This window comes from Kitasatospora sp. NPDC056273 (assembly GCF_042268845.1).
Classification (GTDB): Bacteria; Actinomycetota; Actinomycetes; order Streptomycetales; family Streptomycetaceae; genus Kitasatospora.
In genome coordinates, this window is record NZ_JBHJSJ010000001.1 from 379,901 (window position 1) to 399,739 (window position 19,839).

Annotated in this window: 22 protein-coding genes; 19 read left to right on the plus strand and 3 right to left on the minus strand. The window is 74.8% G+C overall.

What is annotated here, in order from left to right:
- Positions 1 to 11 precede the first annotated feature (11 nt).
- On the minus strand, positions 12 to 944 hold the full coding sequence (locus ACFCY1_RS01475; RefSeq protein WP_375873121.1) for an MBL fold metallo-hydrolase: 933 nt from the start codon (positions 942 to 944) through the stop codon (positions 12 to 14).
- 149 nt (positions 945 to 1,093) lie between these two features.
- Here ACFCY1_RS01475 and ACFCY1_RS01480 point away from each other — a divergent pair, with 149 nt between their 5' ends.
- The 4 genes from ACFCY1_RS01480 (at position 1,094) to ACFCY1_RS01495 (ending at position 3,640) form a co-directional block, all read left to right on the plus strand.
- Positions 1,094 to 1,303: a hypothetical protein gene (locus ACFCY1_RS01480; protein WP_375873122.1), complete on the plus strand. Its 210-nt coding sequence runs from the start codon at positions 1,094 to 1,096 to the stop codon at positions 1,301 to 1,303.
- The gene (locus ACFCY1_RS01485; RefSeq protein WP_375873123.1) at positions 1,290 to 2,681 is read left to right on the plus strand and encodes an amidase; all 1,392 of its coding nucleotides are present in this window, start codon (positions 1,290 to 1,292) and stop codon (positions 2,679 to 2,681) included. The genes ACFCY1_RS01480 and ACFCY1_RS01485 overlap by 14 nt, the downstream gene beginning before the upstream one ends.
- 48 nt (positions 2,682 to 2,729) lie before the next feature.
- Positions 2,730 to 3,314, plus strand: coding sequence for a TetR/AcrR family transcriptional regulator (locus ACFCY1_RS01490; RefSeq protein ID WP_375873124.1), 585 nt, complete (start codon positions 2,730 to 2,732; stop codon positions 3,312 to 3,314).
- Between the two features lie 182 nt (positions 3,315 to 3,496).
- Positions 3,497 to 3,640, plus strand: coding sequence for a hypothetical protein (locus ACFCY1_RS01495; protein WP_159028516.1), 144 nt, complete (start codon positions 3,497 to 3,499; stop codon positions 3,638 to 3,640).
- Positions 3,641 to 3,785: 145 nt separating this feature from the next.
- Here ACFCY1_RS01495 and ACFCY1_RS01500 read toward each other — a convergent pair whose 3' ends face one another.
- Both ACFCY1_RS01500 and ACFCY1_RS01505 read right to left on the minus strand, forming a co-directional pair.
- Positions 3,786 to 4,241: a hypothetical protein gene (locus tag ACFCY1_RS01500; RefSeq protein WP_375873125.1), complete on the minus strand. Its 456-nt coding sequence runs from the start codon at positions 4,239 to 4,241 to the stop codon at positions 3,786 to 3,788.
- Between the two features lie 85 nt (positions 4,242 to 4,326).
- A complete protein-coding gene (locus ACFCY1_RS01505; RefSeq protein WP_375873126.1) occupies positions 4,327 to 4,758 on the minus strand; it encodes a GNAT family N-acetyltransferase in 432 nt (143 codons plus the stop codon).
- A 147-nt stretch (positions 4,759 to 4,905) separates the two neighbouring features.
- Here ACFCY1_RS01505 and ACFCY1_RS01510 point away from each other — a divergent pair, with 147 nt between their 5' ends.
- The 15 genes from ACFCY1_RS01510 (at position 4,906) to hypE (ending at position 19,794) form a co-directional block, all read left to right on the plus strand.
- A complete protein-coding gene (locus ACFCY1_RS01510; RefSeq protein ID WP_074002683.1) occupies positions 4,906 to 6,594 on the plus strand; it encodes an enoyl-CoA hydratase-related protein in 1,689 nt (562 codons plus the stop codon).
- A gap of 132 nt (positions 6,595 to 6,726) precedes the next feature.
- Entirely contained in the window at positions 6,727 to 7,818 is a 1,092-nt protein-coding gene (locus tag ACFCY1_RS01515) for a hydrogenase expression protein HypE (RefSeq protein WP_375873127.1), read from the plus strand.
- Positions 7,819 to 7,975: 157 nt separating this feature from the next.
- Positions 7,976 to 9,763, plus strand: coding sequence for a nickel-dependent hydrogenase large subunit (locus ACFCY1_RS01520; RefSeq protein ID WP_375873128.1), 1,788 nt, complete (start codon positions 7,976 to 7,978; stop codon positions 9,761 to 9,763).
- Complete coding sequence (locus ACFCY1_RS01525; RefSeq protein ID WP_375873129.1) at positions 9,760 to 10,239, plus strand: thioredoxin; 480 nt, start codon at positions 9,760 to 9,762, stop codon at positions 10,237 to 10,239. The genes ACFCY1_RS01520 and ACFCY1_RS01525 overlap by 4 nt, the downstream gene beginning before the upstream one ends.
- Positions 10,236 to 10,883 (plus strand): DUF5947 family protein, encoded by a 648-nt coding sequence (locus tag ACFCY1_RS01530; RefSeq protein ID WP_234348427.1) that lies wholly within the window; start codon positions 10,236 to 10,238, stop codon positions 10,881 to 10,883. The genes ACFCY1_RS01525 and ACFCY1_RS01530 overlap by 4 nt, the downstream gene beginning before the upstream one ends.
- Complete coding sequence (locus ACFCY1_RS01535; RefSeq protein WP_375873130.1) at positions 10,880 to 11,524, plus strand: DUF6084 family protein; 645 nt, start codon at positions 10,880 to 10,882, stop codon at positions 11,522 to 11,524. The genes ACFCY1_RS01530 and ACFCY1_RS01535 overlap by 4 nt, the downstream gene beginning before the upstream one ends.
- Positions 11,521 to 12,966: a hypothetical protein gene (locus tag ACFCY1_RS01540; protein WP_375873131.1), complete on the plus strand. Its 1,446-nt coding sequence runs from the start codon at positions 11,521 to 11,523 to the stop codon at positions 12,964 to 12,966. The genes ACFCY1_RS01535 and ACFCY1_RS01540 overlap by 4 nt, the downstream gene beginning before the upstream one ends.
- Positions 12,963 to 13,484 (plus strand): hydrogenase maturation protease, encoded by a 522-nt coding sequence (locus tag ACFCY1_RS01545; protein WP_074002680.1) that lies wholly within the window; start codon positions 12,963 to 12,965, stop codon positions 13,482 to 13,484. The genes ACFCY1_RS01540 and ACFCY1_RS01545 overlap by 4 nt, the downstream gene beginning before the upstream one ends.
- The gene (locus ACFCY1_RS01550) at positions 13,478 to 13,582 is read left to right on the plus strand and encodes a DUF6893 family small protein (RefSeq protein ID WP_375873132.1); all 105 of its coding nucleotides are present in this window, start codon (positions 13,478 to 13,480) and stop codon (positions 13,580 to 13,582) included. Before ACFCY1_RS01545 ends, ACFCY1_RS01550 begins: the two co-directional genes overlap by 7 nt.
- A gap of 116 nt (positions 13,583 to 13,698) precedes the next feature.
- Positions 13,699 to 14,055 (plus strand): hydrogenase maturation nickel metallochaperone HypA, encoded by a 357-nt coding sequence (hypA, locus tag ACFCY1_RS01555; protein ID WP_375873133.1) that lies wholly within the window; start codon positions 13,699 to 13,701, stop codon positions 14,053 to 14,055.
- Positions 14,056 to 14,086: 31 nt separating this feature from the next.
- Positions 14,087 to 14,878 (plus strand): hydrogenase nickel incorporation protein HypB, encoded by a 792-nt coding sequence (gene hypB, locus ACFCY1_RS01560; protein WP_375873134.1) that lies wholly within the window; start codon positions 14,087 to 14,089, stop codon positions 14,876 to 14,878.
- A complete protein-coding gene (gene hypF, locus ACFCY1_RS01565; RefSeq protein WP_375873135.1) occupies positions 14,875 to 17,223 on the plus strand; it encodes a carbamoyltransferase HypF in 2,349 nt (782 codons plus the stop codon). Before hypB ends, hypF begins: the two co-directional genes overlap by 4 nt.
- A 6-nt stretch (positions 17,224 to 17,229) precedes the next feature.
- Positions 17,230 to 17,535, plus strand: coding sequence for a HypC/HybG/HupF family hydrogenase formation chaperone (locus ACFCY1_RS01570; protein ID WP_375873136.1), 306 nt, complete (start codon positions 17,230 to 17,232; stop codon positions 17,533 to 17,535).
- Positions 17,532 to 18,701 (plus strand): hydrogenase formation protein HypD, encoded by a 1,170-nt coding sequence (gene hypD, locus ACFCY1_RS01575; protein WP_375873137.1) that lies wholly within the window; start codon positions 17,532 to 17,534, stop codon positions 18,699 to 18,701. The genes ACFCY1_RS01570 and hypD overlap by 4 nt, the downstream gene beginning before the upstream one ends.
- Positions 18,702 to 18,708: 7 nt before the next feature.
- Positions 18,709 to 19,794 (plus strand): hydrogenase expression/formation protein HypE, encoded by a 1,086-nt coding sequence (hypE, locus tag ACFCY1_RS01580; RefSeq protein WP_375873148.1) that lies wholly within the window; start codon positions 18,709 to 18,711, stop codon positions 19,792 to 19,794.
- Positions 19,795 to 19,839 lie beyond the last annotated feature (45 nt).

Genomic DNA, 19,839 nt, shown 5'->3' on the forward strand with positions numbered 1-19,839 from the left:
CCGGTGCGCACTCACCGCGCTCCGTCGGCGCCGACGGGCGGGCCGCTCTCCCCGGCCGTCGGGGGCACGGGCCGCAGCCGGTAGGCCTCCCCGTCGGCGAGGACCCGGCCGGCGGTGGGCGGGGCGAAGTGGGTGCCGAGCAGCAGGGTGTCGGTACCGGCGAGGGAGGCGAGCAGCGCCCGGCGGGTGGCGGCGGACCGCCGGGGGTCGATGTCGACGCAGGCGCCGATGGCGGGGTGGGCGAGCTGCACGGGGTGGTGGAGGCAGTCGCCGGTGATCAGCGCCGTCCGGCCCCGGCTGGTCAGTTCGACGGCGACGTGCCCCGGGGTGTGGCCGGGGGTGGGGAGCAGGCGCAGGCCGGGGACGATCCGCAGGCCCTCGGCCGGGACGTCGACCAGGTCCAGCAGGCCGGCCCGCTCGACCGGGAGCACCGAGTCGCGGAACAGCTGCGCGCGCGCCTCGTCCATGGGGTACCCGGCCCAGAACTCCCGCTCGGCGCGGGTGGTGAGGTAGCGCGCGCCGGGGAAGGTGGGCTCCCACGCGCCGTCCACCTGCCGGGTGTTCCAGCCGACGTGGTCGGCGTGCAGGTGGGTGAGGACCACCAGGTCGACGGAGTCCGGCGGGAAGCCGGCGGCGGCCAGGCGCTCGGGGTAGTCGGTGCGCAGGTCGTGCCAGGCCGGGTTGGCCCGCTGCTTGCCGTTGCCGATGCCGGTGTCGACGAGGACGCGCAGCCCGTCCACGACGACGGCGAAGCTGTGGCTGTCCAGGCGCAGCACGCCGTCGGCGTCGGCGAAGTCGGGGCGCAGCCAGTCCTGGCCGGCCACCAGTTCGGGGGTGGCGTCGGGCAGCAGCCACGGCCCGGTGGCGGGCGGCAGCGGGACTTCGTCGACGCGGTGGACGGTGAGGTCGCCGACCGTCCAGGAGGGGGTAGGGGTGTTGGGCATGGGGCGCTTCCTCCGCTGCAAAAGCCATTCGTTTGCGTTAACGCGACCATAGAACCTACAGTCTCGCTAACGCAAACTCTTAGCTTTTGGCGGGGTGCCTCGTGGTGCCTCGCACCACCCCCGCCACGCCCACGATCAGGAGCGCATCCATGTCCAATGCGGAGCTCACCCCGCCCGAGGCGGCCCGCCGGGCCGCCCGGGCCGGGCTCGACCTGCCGGCCGACCGGCACGCCGCGGTGGCGGCCACCGCCGAGCACATCCGGTCCGTCGTCGCCGTCCTGCGGGAGCTGGACCTCGGGGACACCCCGCCCGCCGCCGCCTTCCGCGCGGAAGGGGGGCGCCCCGATGCAGCCGTATGAGCTGACCATCGCCGCCGCCTCGGCGCGGATCCGGGAGCGGCGGCTGTCCCCCGTCGAGCTGGTCGACTCCGTCCTCGGCCGCATCGACCGGGTCGAGCCGCACCTCGGCGCGTACGTCGCCGTCGCCGCCGAACAGGCCCGGGACGCGGCACGCGAGGCCGAGCGGGAGATCGCCCGGGGCCGGTACCGGGGGCCGCTGCACGGCGTCCCGGTCGGGCTCAAGGACCTGATCGACGTCGCCGGATCGCCCACCACCGCGAGCTCCCGGGTCCGGGACGGCCACCGCGCGGCCGCCGACAGCACCGTCGCCGCCCGGCTGCGGGCCGCCGGCGCGGTCCTGGCCGGCAAGACCCACACCCACGAGTTCGCCTACGGCCTGACCACCCCGCAGACCGCCAACGCCTGGGACCGCGAGCGGGTCGCCGGAGGCTCCAGCGGCGGGTCCGCCGTCGCGGTGGCCGCCGGGGCGGCGACCTTCGCCCTCGGCACCGACACCGGCGGCTCCATCCGGGTGCCCGCCGCGCTGAACGGGGTGGTCGGCCTCAAGCCGACCTACGGGCTGGTGCCCCGCCACGGCGTCACCCCGCTGTCCTGGTCGCTCGACCACGTCGGCCCGATCACCCGCACCGTGGAGGACGCGGCGCTGGTCCTGGCCGCCCTCGCCGGGCACGACCCGCGCGACCCCGCCTCGGTGGCCGCCCCCGCCGTCGACTACCGGCCGGAGCGGGAGCCGGACCTGACGGGCGTGCGGATCGGCGTGCCGGTCAACCACTACGTCGACCACGTCGACCCGGAGGTGGCGGCCGCCGTCGACCGCGCCGTCGCGCGGCTGGAGGCGCTCGGCGCCCGGCCCGTCGAGGTGGAGGTCCCGCTGGCCCGCTACCTCCTGCCCACCCTGTGGGGCCTGGTGGCGCCGGAGGCCTCCGCCTACCACGCCCGCACCCTGCGCACCGTCCCCGAGCTGTACCAGGCGGACGTCCGGGTCCTGCTGGAGGCCGGCGAGCTGATCGACGCGGGCGACCACCTGCGCGCCCAGCGGGCCCGGACGCTGATCCGCGACGCGTGGGCACGGGTCCTGGAGGAGGTCGACGTGATCGCCGCCCCGACGGTGCCGACCACGGCGGTCCGGGCCGGCCAGGAGACGGTCACCTGGCCGGACGGCACCTCCGAGGGCGTCGCCGACGCCTACGTCCGGCTCTGCGCCCCGGCCAACGTCACCGGCCTGCCCGCCCTGACCGTCCCGGCCGGCCAGGACGCGGCGGGCCTGCCGATCGGCCTGCAACTGCTCGGACGGCCCTTCGACGAGCGCACGCTGCTGCGGGTGGGCCATGCCTACGAGCGCACGCAGCCCGCGCGGGCGCTGGCGCCGGTGGTCTGACCGGGCCCGGCCCGCCTTAACGCAAAGGCGACGCTTTAAGATGACGGTATGAGTCCTCGCCAGATGGCCCGCCCGGGCGGGCGCAGCGCCCGCGTCCAGGAAGCGGTGCACACCGCGGTCCGCGAACTGCTCGCGGAGGTGGGCCGCGAGGCGCTCACCGTGCCGATGGTCGCCCAGCGGGCCGGCGTCACCCCGTCCACGGTCTACCGCCGCTGGGGCGACCTCGCCGAGCTGCTGTCGGACGTCGCGGTGGAGCGGCTGCGCCCGGACACCGAACCGGAGGACCGCGGCGGCCTGCGCGCCGACCTCACCGCCTGGGCCGAACAGTTCCTCGACGAGATGGCCTCCGCCTCCGGCCGCGCCTACGTCCGCGACGCCCTCCTCGGCGACCCGGACGGCGGCAACGCCGGCCAGTGCTCGGCCTACGCCGCCGACCAGCTCGGCCTCGTCCTCGCCCGGGCCCGCGCCCGCGGCGAGGAGGCCCCCGAGGTCGAGACCGCCATGGACCGCCTCGTCGCCCCCCTGATGTACCGCATCCTCTTCCGCCCCTCCGGCCTCACCCCCGCCTACGCCCGCCACCTGGTCACCGACCTCCTCGGCGACCCGGACGGGGAGCGGCGTCAGTCGACCTGACCCTGAGCGGGGTGCGTCGTCGGCGGCGCGTCCGACATTCTGAAATGACATCAAGTCGCCGATGCCATCGACAGGTTGGCCTCGGCAGGGCTGCCCTGCTCCACCGAGGGCGATGGCCCGGTGACGGTTGGTCATGGCAGGATCGGCGCGGGTCGACACCGTGTCGACCGAAAGGAGGAGACATGGCCGGGGACAGCAAGGCGACGGCGTCCGGTACGGACAAGAAGCCGTCCGGTGCGTACGCGGGCACCGAGATCACGATCGAAGGCGAGGAGCACCTCATCCTTCGGGAGGACGAGATCCAGGTGGTCGCCGACTCCGAGTGACACGCCCACGCTTCGGCGTGGGAGAAGGGCCCCGCCGGTCGCCACCGGAAGGGCCCTTTCTGCTGCGCCGCCGCAGGACGTAGGCGCGCCCTCCGCCGTCTCCGGGCCGGATGAAACCGGCCGGGCGGGTGGCCGAAGCGGCCGCCTACGGCTGCGGGGGCCCCGCGAGGATGATCGGCCAGTCGCCGTCGGGGCCGAGGAGGTCGTCGAGCGGGGCGTCCGGCGGGCCGAGGAGGACGGCGGCGCCTTCGGCGAGCCGCTCGGCCACGTCCGGGGCGACGGCGGTCTCGGCGCGCAGCACGAGGACGGCCGTCGGGTCGGCGGCCGAGCGGAGCGGGAAGCCGGCCGGGTCGATCTCCGCCCGTTCCAGGACGGCCGGGTGGACGGCGACGGCGACGGTCAGCAGGCCCCCGTCGTAGCTGTGTTCGGCCCAGCCGTCGGTCTGCACCAGGTAGAGGACCTCGTCGCCCTCGTAGCAGTGCCCGCCGAGGCGTTCCAGGGCCTGTTCCCCCGGGGTGCCGTCGGGGTCGACGACCAGGGCGGCCGCCGGGGTGTCCGGCTCGTCGGGGTCGAGGCCGGAACGGACGTGGAGTCGGGCCATCGGGGTGCCTCCGGGGTCGTGCGGGCGGGCGGCGGGTCGGGCACCAGTACACACCGCGCCACCGACAGTCCGGGCCGTCGGGCCGTCAGCGCCCGCCCATCAGGCGGTACATGCCGATCGAGTCGTGGGCGGCGGTGTCCGCGAAGCCGAACTTCTCGTAGAGGAAGCGCGCGGGCCCGTCCGCGATCAGCGAGACGTACGCGGTGGCGGGTGCCCGGCGCTCCAGTTCCTCGGTGAGGGCGGCCATGATGCGCTTGCCGAGGCCGTGGCCCTGGTGTGCGGGATGGACGCAGATGTCGGTGACCTGGAACGCGGTGCCGCCGTCGCCGATGATCCGCCCCATGCCGACGGGCTCGCCCTGGTGGTGGAGGACCACGCCGTACCAGGTGTTGGGGAGGGCGAGCGCGACCGCCTCGGGGGCCTTGTCGGAGAGGCCGGCGTCGGTGCGCAGGCGGCGGAAGACCTCGACGGTGGGCACGCCGGGACGGATCTCGTAAGGGTCACTGCTCGGAGTCATACCTTACATGCTACCCGCTCGGCCCCGCCGCCCGGCTCCGGCCGCTCGGGTGAACGCGCGGCGCGACATACCGGACGGGACGGGGCGTCACGGGGGCGGAAGCGATGATCGCCGGGTTCCCGGAACCCCACCCCGTCGGAGTCGTACATGCGGATTCTTCTCCTCGCCAGCGCGTTCAACAGCCTCAGCCAGCGGCTGCACGCCGAACTGCGCGACCGGCTCCACACCGTGGACGTCCAACTGGCCGGTGACGACGAGGAGTTGCTCGACGCGGTGCACCGCCTGAAACCCGACCTGGTGCTCGCGCCGATGCTGCGCACGGCGATCCCGCGCGAGCTCTGGTCACAGCTCACCTGCCTGGTCGTCCACCCCGGCCCGCCGGGCGACCGCGGCCCGTCCTCCCTCGACCGGGCCGTCCAGGAGGGCCGCACCGACTGGGGCGTGACGGTGCTGCAGGCCGAGGCGGAGCTGGACGCCGGGCCGGTCTGGGCCTGGGCGCCCTGCCGGCTGCCCGGGTACGGCAAGAGCGACCTGTACCGCAACGAGGTCGCCGACGCGGCGGTGGCGGCCGCGCTGCTCGCCGTCGAACGCTTCGCCTCCGGCGGGTACGCGCCGGAGCCGCAGTCCGGCCCCGGCTGGAGCGGCACCGTACGGACCCGGCCCGCGCTGCGCCAGGAGGAGCGCCGGATCGACTGGGCGGCCGACCCCACCGAGGCGGTGCTGCGCAGGCTCCGCGCGGCGGACTCGCGCCCCGGGGTGCTCGACGAGCTGTGCGGAGGCGCCTGGTACCTGCACGGCGGGCACCGCGAGCCGGTGCTGCGCGGACGCCCGGGCGAGCTGATCGCCACCCGGGCCGGCGCCGTCTGCCGGGCCACCTCGGACGGCGCGGTCTGGATCCCCGAGCTCCGCCGCCGCACCCCCGGCGGCCCGGCGGGCGTCAAGCTCCCGGCGGCCACGGCCCTCGGCGGGCTGCTGCCGGCGCTGCCGGAGGTGGCGGCGCCGCTGATGCCGGGGGAGGGGGACGGCCCGGTCTGGTCGGACCTGCGCTACCGCGAGGACGGCCCGGTGGGCTTCCTGCGCTTCTCCTTCCCGGGCGGCGCGATGTCCACCGGCCACTGCCGCCGGCTGCTGGCCGCGTACCGCTTCGCCGCGGCCCGTCCGACCTCGGTGCTGGTGCTCGGCGGCGGCCGGGACTTCTTCTCCAACGGCATCCACCTCAACGTGATCGAGGCCGCGCCGGACCCGGCCGTCGAGTCCTGGGACAACATCACCGCGATGGACGAGCTGGTCGACGCGGTGCTCACCACCACCGACCGGCTGGTGGTCGCCGCGGTCGGCGGCAACGCGGCGGCCGGCGGGGTGATGCTGGCCCTGGCGGCGGACGAGGTGTGGTGCCGCGCCGGCTCCGTCCTCAACCCCCACTACCGGCTGATGGGGCTGCACGGCTCGGAGTACTGGACGTACACCCTGCCGCGCAGGGTCGGCGCGGCGGCGGCCGAGCGGCTGACCCGCCAGGCGCTCCCGGTCTCCGCGGCCACGGCCGAGCGGATCGGCCTGGTCGACCGGGTGCTGGCCTGCGGGCCGGAGGAGTTCGGGCCGTCCGCGGCCCACCTGGCCGGGCTGCTCGCCGCCTCGCCGACCGCCCAGCAGCGGATCGCGGCGAAGAAGGCCGCGCGCGAGGCCGACGAGCGGACGAAGCCGCTCGACGCGTACCGGGAGGAGGAGCTCGCGGTGATGCACCGGCAGTTCTTCACACCCGAATCGCCGTATCACGCGCTGCGTTCCGCGTTCGTCCACAAGCGCCCGGTGCCGACGGGGCCCGCCGCGCGAGCGTGACCCGAACGGCCCCGCCGGGCTTGCCTCCCCGGGCGCCGGCTCCCGCCGCGCGGACCGGCGCCCGGCCCGGACCGTTGCTAAGACTGGCTTCGAGCCATTCCCTCCGGCTCCCATCCCCGAGGAGGCATCCTCATGGGTGCTGCAACAGCTCCAACCGCTTCGACGGCCGGGACGGCCGAGGCCGCCGCGAAGCCCGACGCCGACGCGGTGCACATCCTCTGGATCAACGCGGGCCTCAGCTGCGACGGCGACTCCGTCTCGCTGACCGCCGCGATGCAGCCGAGCATCGAGGAGATCGTCACCGGCGCGCTGCCCGGCCTGCCCAAGGTCGCCGTGCACTGGCCGCTGATCGACTTCGAGTGCGGCCCGGTCCAGGGCGCGGACAACTTCGTCGAGTGGTTCTTCAAGGCCGAGCGCGGCGAGATCGAGCCGTTCGTGCTGGTCGTCGAGGGGTCCATCCCCAACGAGAAGATCAAGAAGGAGGGCTACTGGTGCGGCTTCGGCGACGACCCCGCCACCGGCCAGCCCATCACCACCAGCGAGTGGCTGGACCGGCTCGCCCCGAAGGCGACCGCCGTGGTGGCGATCGGCACCTGCGCCACGTACGGCGGCATCCACGCGATGGCCGGCAACCCGACCGGCGCGATGGGCGTGCCGGACTACCTGGGCTGGGACTGGAAGTCCAAGGCCGGACTGCCGATCGTCTGCGTGCCGGGCTGCCCGATCCAGCCCGACAACTTCGCCGAGACGCTCACCTACCTGCTGTACCAGCTGGCCGGCTCCGCGCCGATGATCCCGCTCGACGACAAGCTGCGGCCCGCCTGGCTGTTCGGCGCCACCGTGCACGAGGGCTGCGACCGCGGCGGCTACTACGAGCAGGGGCAGTTCGCCACCGACTACGGCACGCCCGAGTGCCTCGTCCGGCTCGGCTGCTGGGGCCCGGTCGTCAAGTGCAACGTCACCAAGCGCGGCTGGACCAACGGCATCGGCGGCTGCCCGAACGTGGGCGGCATCTGCATCGCCTGCACCATGCCGGGCTTCCCGGACAAGTTCATGCCCTTCATGGACCCGCCGCCCGGCTCGCACGTCTCCACCGCCGCCAGCAGCGCGTACGGCTCGGTGATCCGCCGGCTGCGCGCGATCACCCAGAAGACCCTCGACAAGGAACCCAAGTGGCGCCGCACCGGCAGCCGCCTGACCACGGGCTACCGCCCGCCCTGGTGACGCCGCGGGGCCGCACACCGCCCGGTGTGCGGCCGCCGCCTTCCCCCGCCCCGTCCGCCGGGATCCCCTCCGCGGGGACCCCGCTCCCACGGCCCCCGTCCGCACGGCCCCCGCTCGCCGAGGCCCCGCTCCCAGAGACAAGGACACGACAGACACGATGGCAACACCGACCACCAGGGCGGCCGGCGACGGCAGCGGCCTGACCGAGATGTCCTGGGACCCGATCACCCGGATCGTGGGCAGCCTGGGCATCCACACGAAGATCGACTTCAAGCAGAAGCGGGTCGCGGAGTGCTACAGCACCTCCTCGGTCTTCCGCGGCTACAGCGTCTTCATGCGCGGCAAGGACCCGCGCGACGCCCACTTCATCACCAGCCGGATCTGCGGGATCTGCGGCGACAACCACGCCACCTGCTCCGTCTACACGCAGAACATGGCGTACGGGGTGAAGCCCCCGCACCTGGGCGAGTGGATCATCAACCTCGGTGAGGCCGCCGAGTACATGTTCGACCACAACATCTTCCAGGAGAACCTGGTCGGGGTCGACTACTGCGAGCGGATGGTCCGCGAGACCAACCCCGGCGTGCTGGAGCTCGCCGAGCGCACCGAGTCCCCGCACGCCGGGGACCACGGCTACAAGACCATCGCCGACATCATGCGCTCGCTCAACCCGATCGAGGGCGAGTTCTACCGCGAGGCGCTCCAGGTCAGCCGGTACACCCGGGAGATGTTCTGCCTGATGGAGGGCCGCCACGTGCACCCCTCCACGCTCTACCCGGGCGGCGTCGGCACCGTCGCGACGGTGCAGCTGTTCACCGACTACCTGACCCGGCTGATGCGCTACGTCGAGTTCATGAAGAAGGTCGTGCCGCTGCACGACGACCTCTTCGACTTCTTCTACCAGGCCCTGCCCGGCTACGAGGAGGTCGGCCGGCGCCGGGTCCTGCTCGGCTGCTGGGGCAGCCTCAACGACCCGGACCACTGCGACTTCACGTACCGCAACATGACGGACTGGGGCCGGCGGATGTTCGTCACCCCCGGCGTCGTGGTGGACGGCAAGCTCGTCACCAACGACCTGACCGAGATCAACCTCGGCATCCGCATCCTGCTCGGCAGCTCCTACTACGAGGACTGGCAGGGCAAGGAGCTGTTCGTCACCCACGACCCGCTCGGCAACCCCGTCGACCCCCGGCACCCCTGGAACCAGCACACCATCCCGCAGCCGCAGAAGCGCAACTTCGACGACAAGTACAGCTGGGTGATGTCCCCGCGCTGGTTCGACGGCAAGGACCACCTCGCCCTCGACACCGGCGGCGGCCCGATCGCCCGGCTGTGGTCCACCGCGCTGTCCGGGCTGGTCGACATCGGCTACGTCAAGGCCACCGGCCACAGCGTGCAGATCAACCTGCCCCGCTCGATGACCAAGCCCGAGGTCACCTTCGAGTGGAAGATCCCGCAGTGGAGCAACGCCATCGAGCGCAACCGCGCCCGCACCTACTTCCAGGCGTACGCGGCCGCCGCCGCCCTGCACTTCGCCGAGAAGGCGCTCGACGAGGTCCGCGCCGGGCGCAGCCAGACCTGGGAGCGCTTCGAGGTGCCGGACGAGTCGATCGGCTGCGGCTTCACCGAGGCCGTGCGCGGCGTGCTCTCGCACCACATGGTGATCCGCGACGGCAAGATCGCCAACTACCACCCGTACCCGCCCACCCCGTGGAACGCCAGCGTCCGGGACAGCTACGGCACGCCCGGCCCGTACGAGGACGCGGTGCAGAACACCCCGATCTTCGAGGAGAACCCGCCGGACACCTTCAAGGGCATCGACATCATGCGCGCGGTCCGCAGCTTCGACCCCTGTCTGCCCTGCGGCGTGCACATGTACGTCGGCGGCGGGCGCACCGTGCAGACCATGCACGTGCCCACCGGCCTGAGCGGGCTCACCGCATGACGGCCGAGCAGACCGGGCTGCGGATCCAGCAGGCCCTGGATGCGCTGGCCGACAGCGGCGCCGACGCTGAGCGGGCCGGTGAGCAACTGGTCCGCGACCTCATGGAGTTCTACGGCCAGGGCCTGGCCCGGCTGGTGCCGGCGCTGCCCCCGACCGCCCTGGACCGGATGCTGGACGACCCGGTCGTGGCCGGGCTGCTGCTCCTGCACGACCTGCACCCCGAGGACCTCCCCGCCCGGATCGAGCGGGCGCTCGCGGCCCTGCCCGAGCGGGTCGAGGCGGCCGGCTTCGACCCGGCCACCGGCGTCCTGCGGTTGCGCCGCACGGCCACCGGCTGCGGCTGCGGCTGCGGCGAACAGGAGGCGCAGGCCGTCCTCGCCTGCCACGCGCCCGAGGTGACGGTCGTGGAACTGGAACGCGCCCCGCAGCTGCTCCAGATCGGCACCCGCCCGCCACAGCCCGCGGAGGCGCGATGAACACCCGCCGGATCTCCCGCGACGGGACCGCCCTGCTGCACCGGCTGCGCGAACCGGCGCCGCCGCGCCCCGAGCAGTGCGCGTTCTGCGGCCGGGACCTGCCCGGCGGCCACCGCCACCTGGTGGACGTCGAGGACCGCGCCCTGGCCTGCGCCTGCACCGCCTGCGGCCTGCTGTTCCAGCAGCCGGGCGCGGCCGGCGGCCGCTACCGCACCGTGCCGGACCGCTACCTCGCCGACCCGGAACGGGAGTTGGACCAGCAGGCCTGGTCGGTGCTAGGCATCCCGGTCGGCACCGCCTTCCTGTTCCGCAGCACCGTGATGGACCAGCTGCTGGCCTTCTACCCCGGCCCGGCCGGCGCCACCGAGAGCGAACTGGACGAGCAGGCCTGGCAGCGCGCCCTCGGCGGCAGCCGGCTGGCCGCCGCCCTGGAACCCGACGTGGAGGCGCTGCTGGTGCGCCGCACCGAGGAGCGCGTGGCGTGCTTCCTGGTGCCGATCGACATCTGCTACGAGCTGGTCGGCCGGCTGCGGCGGTGCTGGCACGGCTTCGACGGCGGCGCCGAGGCGCGGGCCGAACTCGACGCGTTCTTCGCGCGCCTGGCCGACCGGGCCCGCCCGCTGCCCGCGGAGGTGACGGCGTGACGGCGCTCGGCTTCGCCTGCACCGGCGTGCGGTCCGACCCGTACGCGGCCGGTCCGACCCTGGTCTTCCGGCTGCGGATCACGGCCCCGGCCGACACCCGGGTGCACGCCCTCGCCCTCCAGGTCCAGCTGCGGATCGAACCGGTCCGCCGGCCGTACGGCGAGGACGAGGGCGGGCGGCTGGCCGATCTGTTCGGCGGACGGGAGCGCTGGGCGACCACGCTCAACCCGATCCAGTTCGCCACCGTGCCGCTGCTCGTCCCCGGCTTCACCGGCGAGACCGAGATCGACCTCGCGGTGCCCTGCACCTACGACCAGGACGTCGCCTCGGCCCGCTACTTCCGGGCACTGGACGGCGGCGAGGTCCCGCTGCTGCTGCTCTTCTCCGGCACCGCCTTCGCCGGCCCCGGCGGCTTCCAGGTCAGCCCGGTGCCGTGGGACCGGGAGGCCCGGGTGCGGATGCCGGTGCGGGTCTGGCGGGAGGCGATCGACCGGCACTTCCCCGGCAGCGGCTGGCTGCGGCTGCCGGAGGACGCCATGGCCGAACTGCTGGCCTACCGCTCGCGGCGGGCCCTGCCCTCCTGGGAGGCGACGGTGCGCGAGCTGCTCACGGCCGCGGCGATCGGGGAGGGGGCCCGGTGAGCGGCCTCCCGGAGCGGATCGAACGCGGCTTCGCGGCCGCCCGGCAGATCGCCGACGCGGTGCTGCTGGAGGGCTACGTCCTCTACCCGTACCGCGCCTCGGCGGCCAAGAACCGGCTGCGCTGGCAGTTCGGCGTCCTGGTGCCGCCCGAGTACACCGCGCAGGGCGGCGAGCACTCCCACCAGCGCACCGAGTGCCTGATGGAGGCGCGCGACGGGGACCGGCTGGCGGTCGAGCTGCGCTTCCTGCGGGTCCAGCGGCGCACCGTCGAACAGGCCACCGCCGCCGGCTTCGAGTCCGTGGAACGGCTGGAGCTGGCCGACCGGGACCTCGTCGAATGGGACGAGGGCGTCGAGGAGCGGATCGAACTCCTGGTACCGGTCGAGGAGTTGGCCGGCGAGGGGGTGCAGCGGCCGTTCCGGCTGCCGGGCGTCGGCGAGACCGGGCTGGTGCACGAGCGCGACGCCGTCGTCGGCCGGGTGATACGGCGCCGCGAGCAGGTCGACGGCCTGCTCTGGCTGCGGGCCGAGGAGCTGCCCGGCCCGTACCGGGCGCAGCGGCTGACCGTGGAGGTGGAGAACAGCTCCGCCTGGCGGCCGTCCCGGCACGCCACCCGCGACCAGGCGCTGCCGCGATCGCTGGTCTCCGCGCACCTGCTGCTCGGGCTGGAGCACGGCCGCTTCCTGTCCGTCACCGACCCGCCCGAGTGGGCCCGCCCGGCCGTCGAGCGGTGCCGCAACGAGCGCACCTGGCCGGTGCTGGCCGGGCCGGAGGGCGAGCGCGGGGTGGTGCTGTCCTCGCCGATCATCCTGGAGGACCACCCGCGGATCGCCCCGGAGAGCCTCGGCACCCTGTACGACGCCACCGAGATCGACGAGATCCTGGCGCTGCGGACGGCGGCCCTGACCGAGGAGGAGAAACGCGAGGCCCGGGGCACCGACGACCGGGCCGGCGCGGTGATCGACCTGGCCGAGTCCATGCCGCCCGAGGTGCTGGACCGGCTGCACGGCGCGATCCGCGGGCTGCGCGAGGCCACCGGCGGCACCGCCCTCGGCCGTCCCGAGCAGCCCTGGTGGGACCCGGGCGACGACCCCGGGGTCGACCCGGAGCGGGACCGGGTGCTGGTCGACGGCCACCAGGTGGGCGCCGGCAGCCGGGTGCTGCTGCGGCCCGGACGGCGGCGCACCGACGCCCAGGACCTGTTCCTGGACGGGCGGACCGGCATCGTGGAGGCGGTGCTGCACGACCTCGACGGCTCGGTGCACCTGGCCGTCACGGTGGAGGACGACCCGGGCGCCGACCTGTGGCGGGCCCAGGGGCGCTTCCGCTACTTCCAGCCCGACGAGGTCACGCCGCTGGACGGGAGCGCCCCGGTGGACGGGAGCGCTGCGCTGGACGGGAGCGCTGCGCTGGACGGAGCCGCTCCGGTGGAGGGGCCATGACGGACCGCACGGTGCTGGTCGCCGGGGTGGGCAACATCTTCCTCGGCGACGACGGCTTCGGGGTCGAGACCGTACGGCGGCTGTCCGCCCACCCGCTGCCGGCGGGCGTCGAGGTGGTCGACGTCGGCGTGCGCGGCGTCGACCTGGCCTACCGGCTGCTCGACGGCCACCGCACCGCCGTCCTGGTGGACGCCGTCCACCGGGGCGGGGCGCCCGGGACCCTCTACCTGATCGAGGCGGCCGCCGAACAGCCGCCGGAACCGCCCGCCCTCGACGGGCACCGGATGGGGCCCGACGCCGTACTGGCCCTGCTCGCCACGCTCGCCGCCGGCACCGGCGGCGAGCCGCCCGAACGCGTCCTGGTGGTCGGCTGCGAGCCGGCCTCGCTGGAGGAGGGCATCGGGCTCAGCGAGCCCGTCGCCGCCGCCGTGGCGGAGGCGGTGCGAATGGTCCTGCGGGTCGTGGACGAGGCCACGCAGCCGGAGAAGCAGCCGGAGAAGGAGACAACACCATGCTGAGGAAACTGTTCTGCGCGGCCCTGCTGGCCGGGATCGGCGCACTGGTCTGGCAGAACCTGCCGGACCTCAAGCGGTACGTGCGCATCTCCCGGATGTGAGGCGCGCACTGCTGCGAACGGCGCAGCCCCGCGGACGGTGGCGGCGCGGCTGCGGGCCGCCGCCGCCACCTCGCCCTGTAATGGGGCGCGTTGCCGCCCGATCCGGGAAGGGACCCATGCACGAGATGTCGATCGCCGAAGCCGTCGTCGAGCAGGTGGACACGGCCGCGCGCGAACACGGGGCCCCCGGGGTGGCACGGGTGCGGCTGCGGGTCGGCGAGCTGGCCGGCGTGGTGCCCGAGGCCCTCGACTTCTGCTTCGAACTCGCCTGCGCCGGAACGCTGGTGGCGGGCGCGGCGCTGGACACCGAGTCCGTCGCGGCCCGGGCCCGCTGCGCCCCCTGCGCGGTCGAGTGGGCGGTCGGCATGCCGCCGGACCTCGGCTGCCCGAGCTGCTCCGGCGGTGGCGGCGTGGAGCTGCTGTCCGGCCGCGAGCTGCAGATCCTCGACGTCGAGTGGGCCCAGGAGCTTTGACGTCCGGGCCGAACCAGAAAGGCTGATGCCGATGTGCCGCACGGTCGACCTCCGTCAGGCGGTCCTCGCCCGCAACGACGACAGCGCCCGCGGACTGCGGGCGGCACTGGCCGCGCGGGGGACGGTCGCGGTGAACCTGCTCTCCAGCCCCGGCAGCGGCAAGACCGCGCTGCTGGAGGCCGAGTTGGGGCTCGCCCGGCGACGCGGAGTGCCCGTCGCCGCGCTGACCGCCGACCTCGCCACCGAGAACGACGCGCGCCGGCTGGCCCGCTCGGGCGCCCTGGTGAAGCAGGTGCTCACCGACGGGCTCTGCCACCTGGAGGCGCGGATGCTCGCCGGGCACCTGGACGGCTGGCTGCCGGACGACTGCCGGCTGCTGTTCGTGGAGAACGTCGGCAACCTGGTCTGCCCGGCCTCCTACGACCTCGGCGAGACGCTGCGGGTGGTGCTGGCCTCGGTGACCGAGGGCGAGGACAAGCCGCTCAAGTACCCGACGGCCTTCGGGCTGGCCAACCTGGTGCTGGTGACGAAGACGGACCTCGCGGCGGCGGCCGAGTTCGACGAGGCGGCGTTCCTGGCCAACGTCCAGCGGGTCAACCCCGGGGTGGAGGTGCTGAACACCTCGGCCCGGACGGGCGAGGGCGTCGGGGCGCTGCTGGACCGGGCGCTCGGCGTCCTGGACGGGGCGCGGCCGCACCGGCCGGTGATGGCCGCGGCGGCGCCGCACGACCACGGGCACTCTCACGACCACGACCATGGGCACTCTCAGGATCACGACCACGGCCACGACCACGGCCACACCGCCGTGGGGGAGCACGCGTGACGGCCGCCCACCCCGGGCTCGACCGCGAGCGGCGGCGGGTCGCCGTCCGCGGCCTGGTGCAGGGGGTCGGCTTCCGGCCGTTCGTCCACACCCTGGCCGGTGAACTCGGACTGGCCGGCACCGTCACCAACACCGGCGAGGGCGTCCTGGTCGAGGTCGAGGGCAGCCCGGACGCGCTGGACGCCTTCTGCCGGCGGGTGGCCGGCGACGCGCCGCCGCTCGCCCAGGTGCACGCGGTGGAGCACGCGCCGCTCGCCGCCACCGGCGCCACCGGCTTCCGCATCGTCCCCTCCCGCCCCGACGGCGCCCGCGCCACCCTGATCCCGCCCGACACCGCCGTCTGCGCCGACTGCCTGGCCGAACTCGCGGACCCGGCCGACCGCCGCCACCGGCACCCGTTCATCAGCTGCACCAACTGCGGCCCCCGGCACACCATCGTCACCGGCCTGCCGTACGACCGGGCCAACACCACCATGGCCGGCTTCCCGCTGTGCCCGGACTGCGCCCGCGAGTACGCCGACCCCGCCGACCGCCGGTTCCACGCCCAACCCGTCGCCTGCCACGCCTGCGGGCCCAGGCTCGCACTGACCGTGCCCGGACGCCCCGACCTCGGCGGGGAGCAGGCCCTGGCGGAGGCCCGGCGGCTGCTGGCCGACGGCGCGGTCCTCGCCGTCAAGGGCATCGGCGGCTACCACCTCGCCTGCGACGCGCGCGACGCCGCGGCCGTCGCCCTGCTGCGCCGGCGCAAGCGGCGCGGCCGCAAGCCCTTCGCAGTGATGGCCCGCGACCTCGCCACCGTCGAGGGCCTGCTGCCCGTCGACCCGGTCGAGCGGGAACTGCTCACCGGTCCGGTCCGGCCGATCGTCCTGCTGCGCCGCACCGGCCTGCCGGTGCCCGAGGGCGTGGCCCCGGGCAGCCCCGACCTCGGGGTGATGCTCCCGTACACGCCGCTGCACCACCTGCTGCTCGCCGCCCCCGGGCCGGACCTGCTGGTGATGACCAGCGCCAACCTCTCCGGCGAGCCGATCGTCACCGAGGACCGGGAGGCGCTGGAGCGGCTCGCCCCGCTGGTCGACGGCTGGCTCGGCCACGACCGGCCGATCCACGTGCCCTGCGAGGACTCGGTGGTGCGGGTGGTGGACGGCGAGCAGCTGCCGTTGCGCCGCTCGCGCGGGTATGCGCCGCTGCCGATCCCGCTGCCGGTGCCCGTGCGCCCGGCGCTGGCGGTCGGCGGCGACCTGAAGAACACCTTCGCGCTGGCCCGGGACGGCTACGCCTGGCTGTCCGGCCACATCGGCGACATGGACGACCTGGCCACCCTGCGGGCCTTCGACCGGGCGGTCGAGCAGCTCGGCACGGTCAGCGGCGTCCGGCCCGAACTGCTGGTCGCCGACCGGCACCCCGGCTACCGCTCGCTCCGGCACGCCGAGCGGACCGCCGCCGGCCGGCCGGTGCACCGGGTGCAGCACCACCACGCCCACATCGCCGCGGTGATGGCCGAGCACGGACTGGACGGCAGCCGCCCGGTGCTCGGGGTGGCCTTCGACGGCACCGGCTACGGCGCGGACGGCGCGGTCTGGGGCGGCGAGGTGCTGCTGGCCGACTACGACGGGTTCCGCCGCCTCGCCCACCTCGGGTACGTGCCGCTGCCGGGCGGGGACGCGGCCGTCGAGCGCCCGTACCGGACGGCGCTCGCCCACCTGCGCGCGGCCGGGCTGCCCTGGCAGCCGGAGCTGCCGTCGGTCCGGGCCTCCGGGGCGGCGGAACTCGGCCTGCTGGAACGGCAGTTGGAGCGGCGACTGAACTGCCTGCCGAGCTCCAGCATGGGGCGGCTGTTCGACGCGGTGTCCTCGCTCGCCGGGGTCTGCCACCGGGCCGGGTACGAGGCCCAGGCGGCGATCGAACTGGAGGCGGCGGCCTGCGGGTTCGGCCGCGCGGACGGCCCCGGGGCCGGGTCGGCGGCGCGGGCGGACGACGGCTACGCGTTCGGGCTGTCGGCGCGGGCCAGCGGCTGGACCGCCGACCCCGGGCCGGTGCTGGCCGCTGTGGTCGCCGACGTGACCGCGGGCGCCCCCGCGGGCCTGGTCGCCGCCCGCTTCCACCGTGCGGTGGCCGACCTGGTCCGGCGGAGCTGCGCGGCCGTCCGGGACCGGTACGGCACCACCACGGTGGCGCTCAGCGGCGGGGTCTTCGCCAACGCACTGCTCTCCTCGGCCTGCGCGAGCGGCCTCGGGGAGGACGGATTCACGGTACTGCGGCACCGCCGGGTGCCGCCCAACGACGGTGGTCTGGCGCTCGGCCAGCTGATGGTGGCCGCCCGGTCGACGGCCACCCGGGAGGAGTGAGAGCGGATGTGTCTGGCTGTGCCCGGCAGGGTGACGGAGATCGGGGAGCGGGACGGGGCGAGGATGGCGGTGATGGACTTCGGCGGCGTGGTCAAGGACGTGTGCCTGGAGTACCTGCCGGACCTGGCGGTGGGGGACTACGCGATCGTCCACGTGGGCTTCGCGCTGCAGCGCCTGGACGAGGAGTCGGCCCGGCGCACCCTCGCCCTCTTCGAGGAACTCGGGCTGTTGCAGGAGGAGTTCGGCGATCCCTGGGAGGCCGCCGGGGCGGCGGCGGGCTCTGGGGCCGAGGTTGAGGAGGCCGGACGGTGAAGTACCTGGAGGAGTTCCGCAACCCCGAGCTGGCCGCCGGGCTGCTCGCCGACATCAGGGCGACGGTCACCCGGCCGTGGGCGCTGATGGAGGTCTGCGGCGGCCAGACGCACAGCATCATCCGGCACGCCATCGACCAACTCCTGCCCGAGGAGGTCGAGTTGATCCACGGGCCGGGCTGCCCGGTGTGCGTCACCCCGCTGGAGATGATCGACCGGGCCCTGGCGATCGCGGCCCGGCCGGGGGTGGTCTTCTGCTCCTTCGGCGACATGCTGCGGGTGCCCGGCACCGACCGGGACCTGTTCCGGGTCCGCGGCGAGGGCGGCGACGTCCGGGTGGTGTACTCGCCGCTGGACGCCCTGCGGATCGCCCGGGAGAACCCGGACCGGGAGGTGGTCTTCTTCGGCATCGGCTTCGAGACCACCGCCCCGCCGAACGCCATGGCCGTCCACCTGGCCAGGAAGCAGGGGCTGCGCAACTTCAGCATGCTGGTCTCGCACGTCCGGGTGCCGCCCGCGATCGAGGCGATCATGGACTCGCCGGACTGCCGGGTCCAGGGCTTCCTCGCCGCCGGGCACGTGTGCAGCGTGATGGGCACCGCCGAGTACCCGGCGCTGGCCGAACGCCACCGGGTGCCGATCGTCGTCACCGGCTTCGAGCCGCTGGACATCCTGGAGGGAATCCGGCGCACCGTACGGCAGTTGGAGCGCGGGGAGCACACCGTCGACAACGCCTACCCGCGGGCCGTCCGCTCCGAGGGCAACCCGGCGGCCCGCGCCATGCTGGAGGACGTCTTCGAGGTCGCCGACCGTCCCTGGCGGGGCATCGGCGTGATCCCGCGCAGCGGGTGGCGGCTCTCCCCGCGCTACCGCGACCACGACGCCGAGCACCGCTTCGACGTCGGCGGGATCACGACCCACGAGCCCGCCGCGTGCCGCAGCGGCGAGGTGCTGCAGGGGCTGCTGAAGCCCCACGAGTGCGAGGCCTTCGGTACCGTCTGCACACCGCGCACGCCGCTCGGCGCCACGATGGTGTCCAGCGAGGGGGCGTGCGCGGCGTACTACCTGTACCGGCGGCTGGGCGTACCGGGGACGTCCGTCCGGGCCCAGGAACCGCAGGAACGTCGGGAGCTTCAGGAGCCTCAGGAGGCGGGTCGCGTTGGCTGACACCGAACTGCTCAGCGGGCCCGGCACGGACCCGGGCGCCGAGCGGCCCGACTTCTCCGGCTGGAGCTGCCCGCTGCCGCTGCGCGACCACCCCCGGGTGGTGATGGGCCACGGCGGCGGCGGGGCGATGTCCGCCGAGCTGGTGGAGAACCTGTTCGCGCCGGCCTTCGGCGGCCCCGTGCTCGCCGGGCTCGGCGACTCCGCGGTGCTGGAGCTGGGCGGCGCCCGGCTCGCCTTCTCCACCGACTCCTACGTGGTGCGGCCGCTGTTCTTCCCCGGTGGCTGCATCGGCGACCTCGCCGTCAACGGCACGGTCAACGACCTCGCCATGAGCGGGGCCCGGGCGGCCTACCTGTCCTGCGGCTTCATCCTGGAGGAGGGGGTGGAGATGGCCGTGGTGGACCGGGTCGCCCGGGCGCTCGGCGCCGCCGCCCGTACCGCCGGGGTCGAGATCGCCACCGGGGACACCAAGGTGGTCGAGGCCGGGCACGGGGACGGTATCTACCTGAACACCGCCGGCATCGGGATCGTCCCGGCCGGGGTCGACATCCGGCCGCAGCGTGCCCGCCCCGGCGACGTGGTGATCGTCAGCGGGCCGATCGGGCTGCACGGGGTCGCGATCATGAGCGTCCGGGAGGGCCTGGAGTTCGGGGTCGAGGTGCGCAGCGACAGCGCGGCGCTCGGCGGCCTGGTCGAGGCGATGCTCGCGGCCACCGCCGACCTGCACGTGCTGCGCGACCCCACCCGGGGCGGCCTGGCCGCGGCGCTCAACGAGATCGCCGTCGCGGCCGGGGTGGGCGTGGTGCTCAGCGAACGGGCCGTCCCCGTCCCGGAGCCGGTGGCCAACGCCTGCGCCGTGCTGGGCCTGGACCCGATGTACATCGCCAACGAGGGCCGGCTGGTCGCCTTCGTCCCGCGTCTCTCGGCGGACGCCGTGCTCGCCGCCATGCGCGCCCACCCGCTCGGCGCGGAGGCGGTGGTGATCGGCGAGTGCGTCGAGGAGCACCCGGGGATGGTCGTCGCCCGGACCGGCTTCGGCGGCACCCGGGTGGTCGACCTGCCGATGGGCGAGCAGCTGCCGCGGATCTGCTGAGGGCCCGACCGGTTACGCCGCCGCCCCGGGAGGCGATTCCCGGGG

Excerpts from the sequence above, each read along its gene's own strand:
- ACFCY1_RS01475 (WP_375873121.1), bottom strand. The coding sequence starts at position 944 with ATGCCCAACACCCCTACCCCCTCCTGGACGGTCGGCGACCTCACCGTC.
- ACFCY1_RS01480 (WP_375873122.1), top strand. The coding sequence starts at position 1,094 with ATGTCCAATGCGGAGCTCACCCCGCCCGAGGCGGCCCGCCGGGCCGCC.
- ACFCY1_RS01485 (WP_375873123.1), top strand. The coding sequence starts at position 1,290 with ATGCAGCCGTATGAGCTGACCATCGCCGCCGCCTCGGCGCGGATCCGG.
- ACFCY1_RS01490 (WP_375873124.1), top strand. The coding sequence starts at position 2,730 with ATGAGTCCTCGCCAGATGGCCCGCCCGGGCGGGCGCAGCGCCCGCGTC.
- ACFCY1_RS01495 (WP_159028516.1), top strand. The coding sequence starts at position 3,497 with ATGGCCGGGGACAGCAAGGCGACGGCGTCCGGTACGGACAAGAAGCCG.
- ACFCY1_RS01500 (WP_375873125.1), bottom strand. The coding sequence starts at position 4,241 with ATGGCCCGACTCCACGTCCGTTCCGGCCTCGACCCCGACGAGCCGGAC.
- ACFCY1_RS01505 (WP_375873126.1), bottom strand. The coding sequence starts at position 4,758 with ATGACTCCGAGCAGTGACCCTTACGAGATCCGTCCCGGCGTGCCCACC.
- ACFCY1_RS01510 (WP_074002683.1), top strand. The coding sequence starts at position 4,906 with ATGCGGATTCTTCTCCTCGCCAGCGCGTTCAACAGCCTCAGCCAGCGG.
- ACFCY1_RS01515 (WP_375873127.1), top strand. The coding sequence starts at position 6,727 with ATGGGTGCTGCAACAGCTCCAACCGCTTCGACGGCCGGGACGGCCGAG.
- ACFCY1_RS01520 (WP_375873128.1), top strand. The coding sequence starts at position 7,976 with ATGGCAACACCGACCACCAGGGCGGCCGGCGACGGCAGCGGCCTGACC.
- ACFCY1_RS01525 (WP_375873129.1), top strand. The coding sequence starts at position 9,760 with ATGACGGCCGAGCAGACCGGGCTGCGGATCCAGCAGGCCCTGGATGCG.
- ACFCY1_RS01530 (WP_234348427.1), top strand. The coding sequence starts at position 10,236 with ATGAACACCCGCCGGATCTCCCGCGACGGGACCGCCCTGCTGCACCGG.
- ACFCY1_RS01545 (WP_074002680.1), top strand. The coding sequence starts at position 12,963 with ATGACGGACCGCACGGTGCTGGTCGCCGGGGTGGGCAACATCTTCCTC.
- ACFCY1_RS01550 (WP_375873132.1), top strand. The coding sequence starts at position 13,478 with ATGCTGAGGAAACTGTTCTGCGCGGCCCTGCTGGCCGGGATCGGCGCA.
- hypA (WP_375873133.1), top strand. The coding sequence starts at position 13,699 with ATGCACGAGATGTCGATCGCCGAAGCCGTCGTCGAGCAGGTGGACACG.
- hypB (WP_375873134.1), top strand. The coding sequence starts at position 14,087 with ATGTGCCGCACGGTCGACCTCCGTCAGGCGGTCCTCGCCCGCAACGAC.
- ACFCY1_RS01570 (WP_375873136.1), top strand. The coding sequence starts at position 17,230 with ATGTGTCTGGCTGTGCCCGGCAGGGTGACGGAGATCGGGGAGCGGGAC.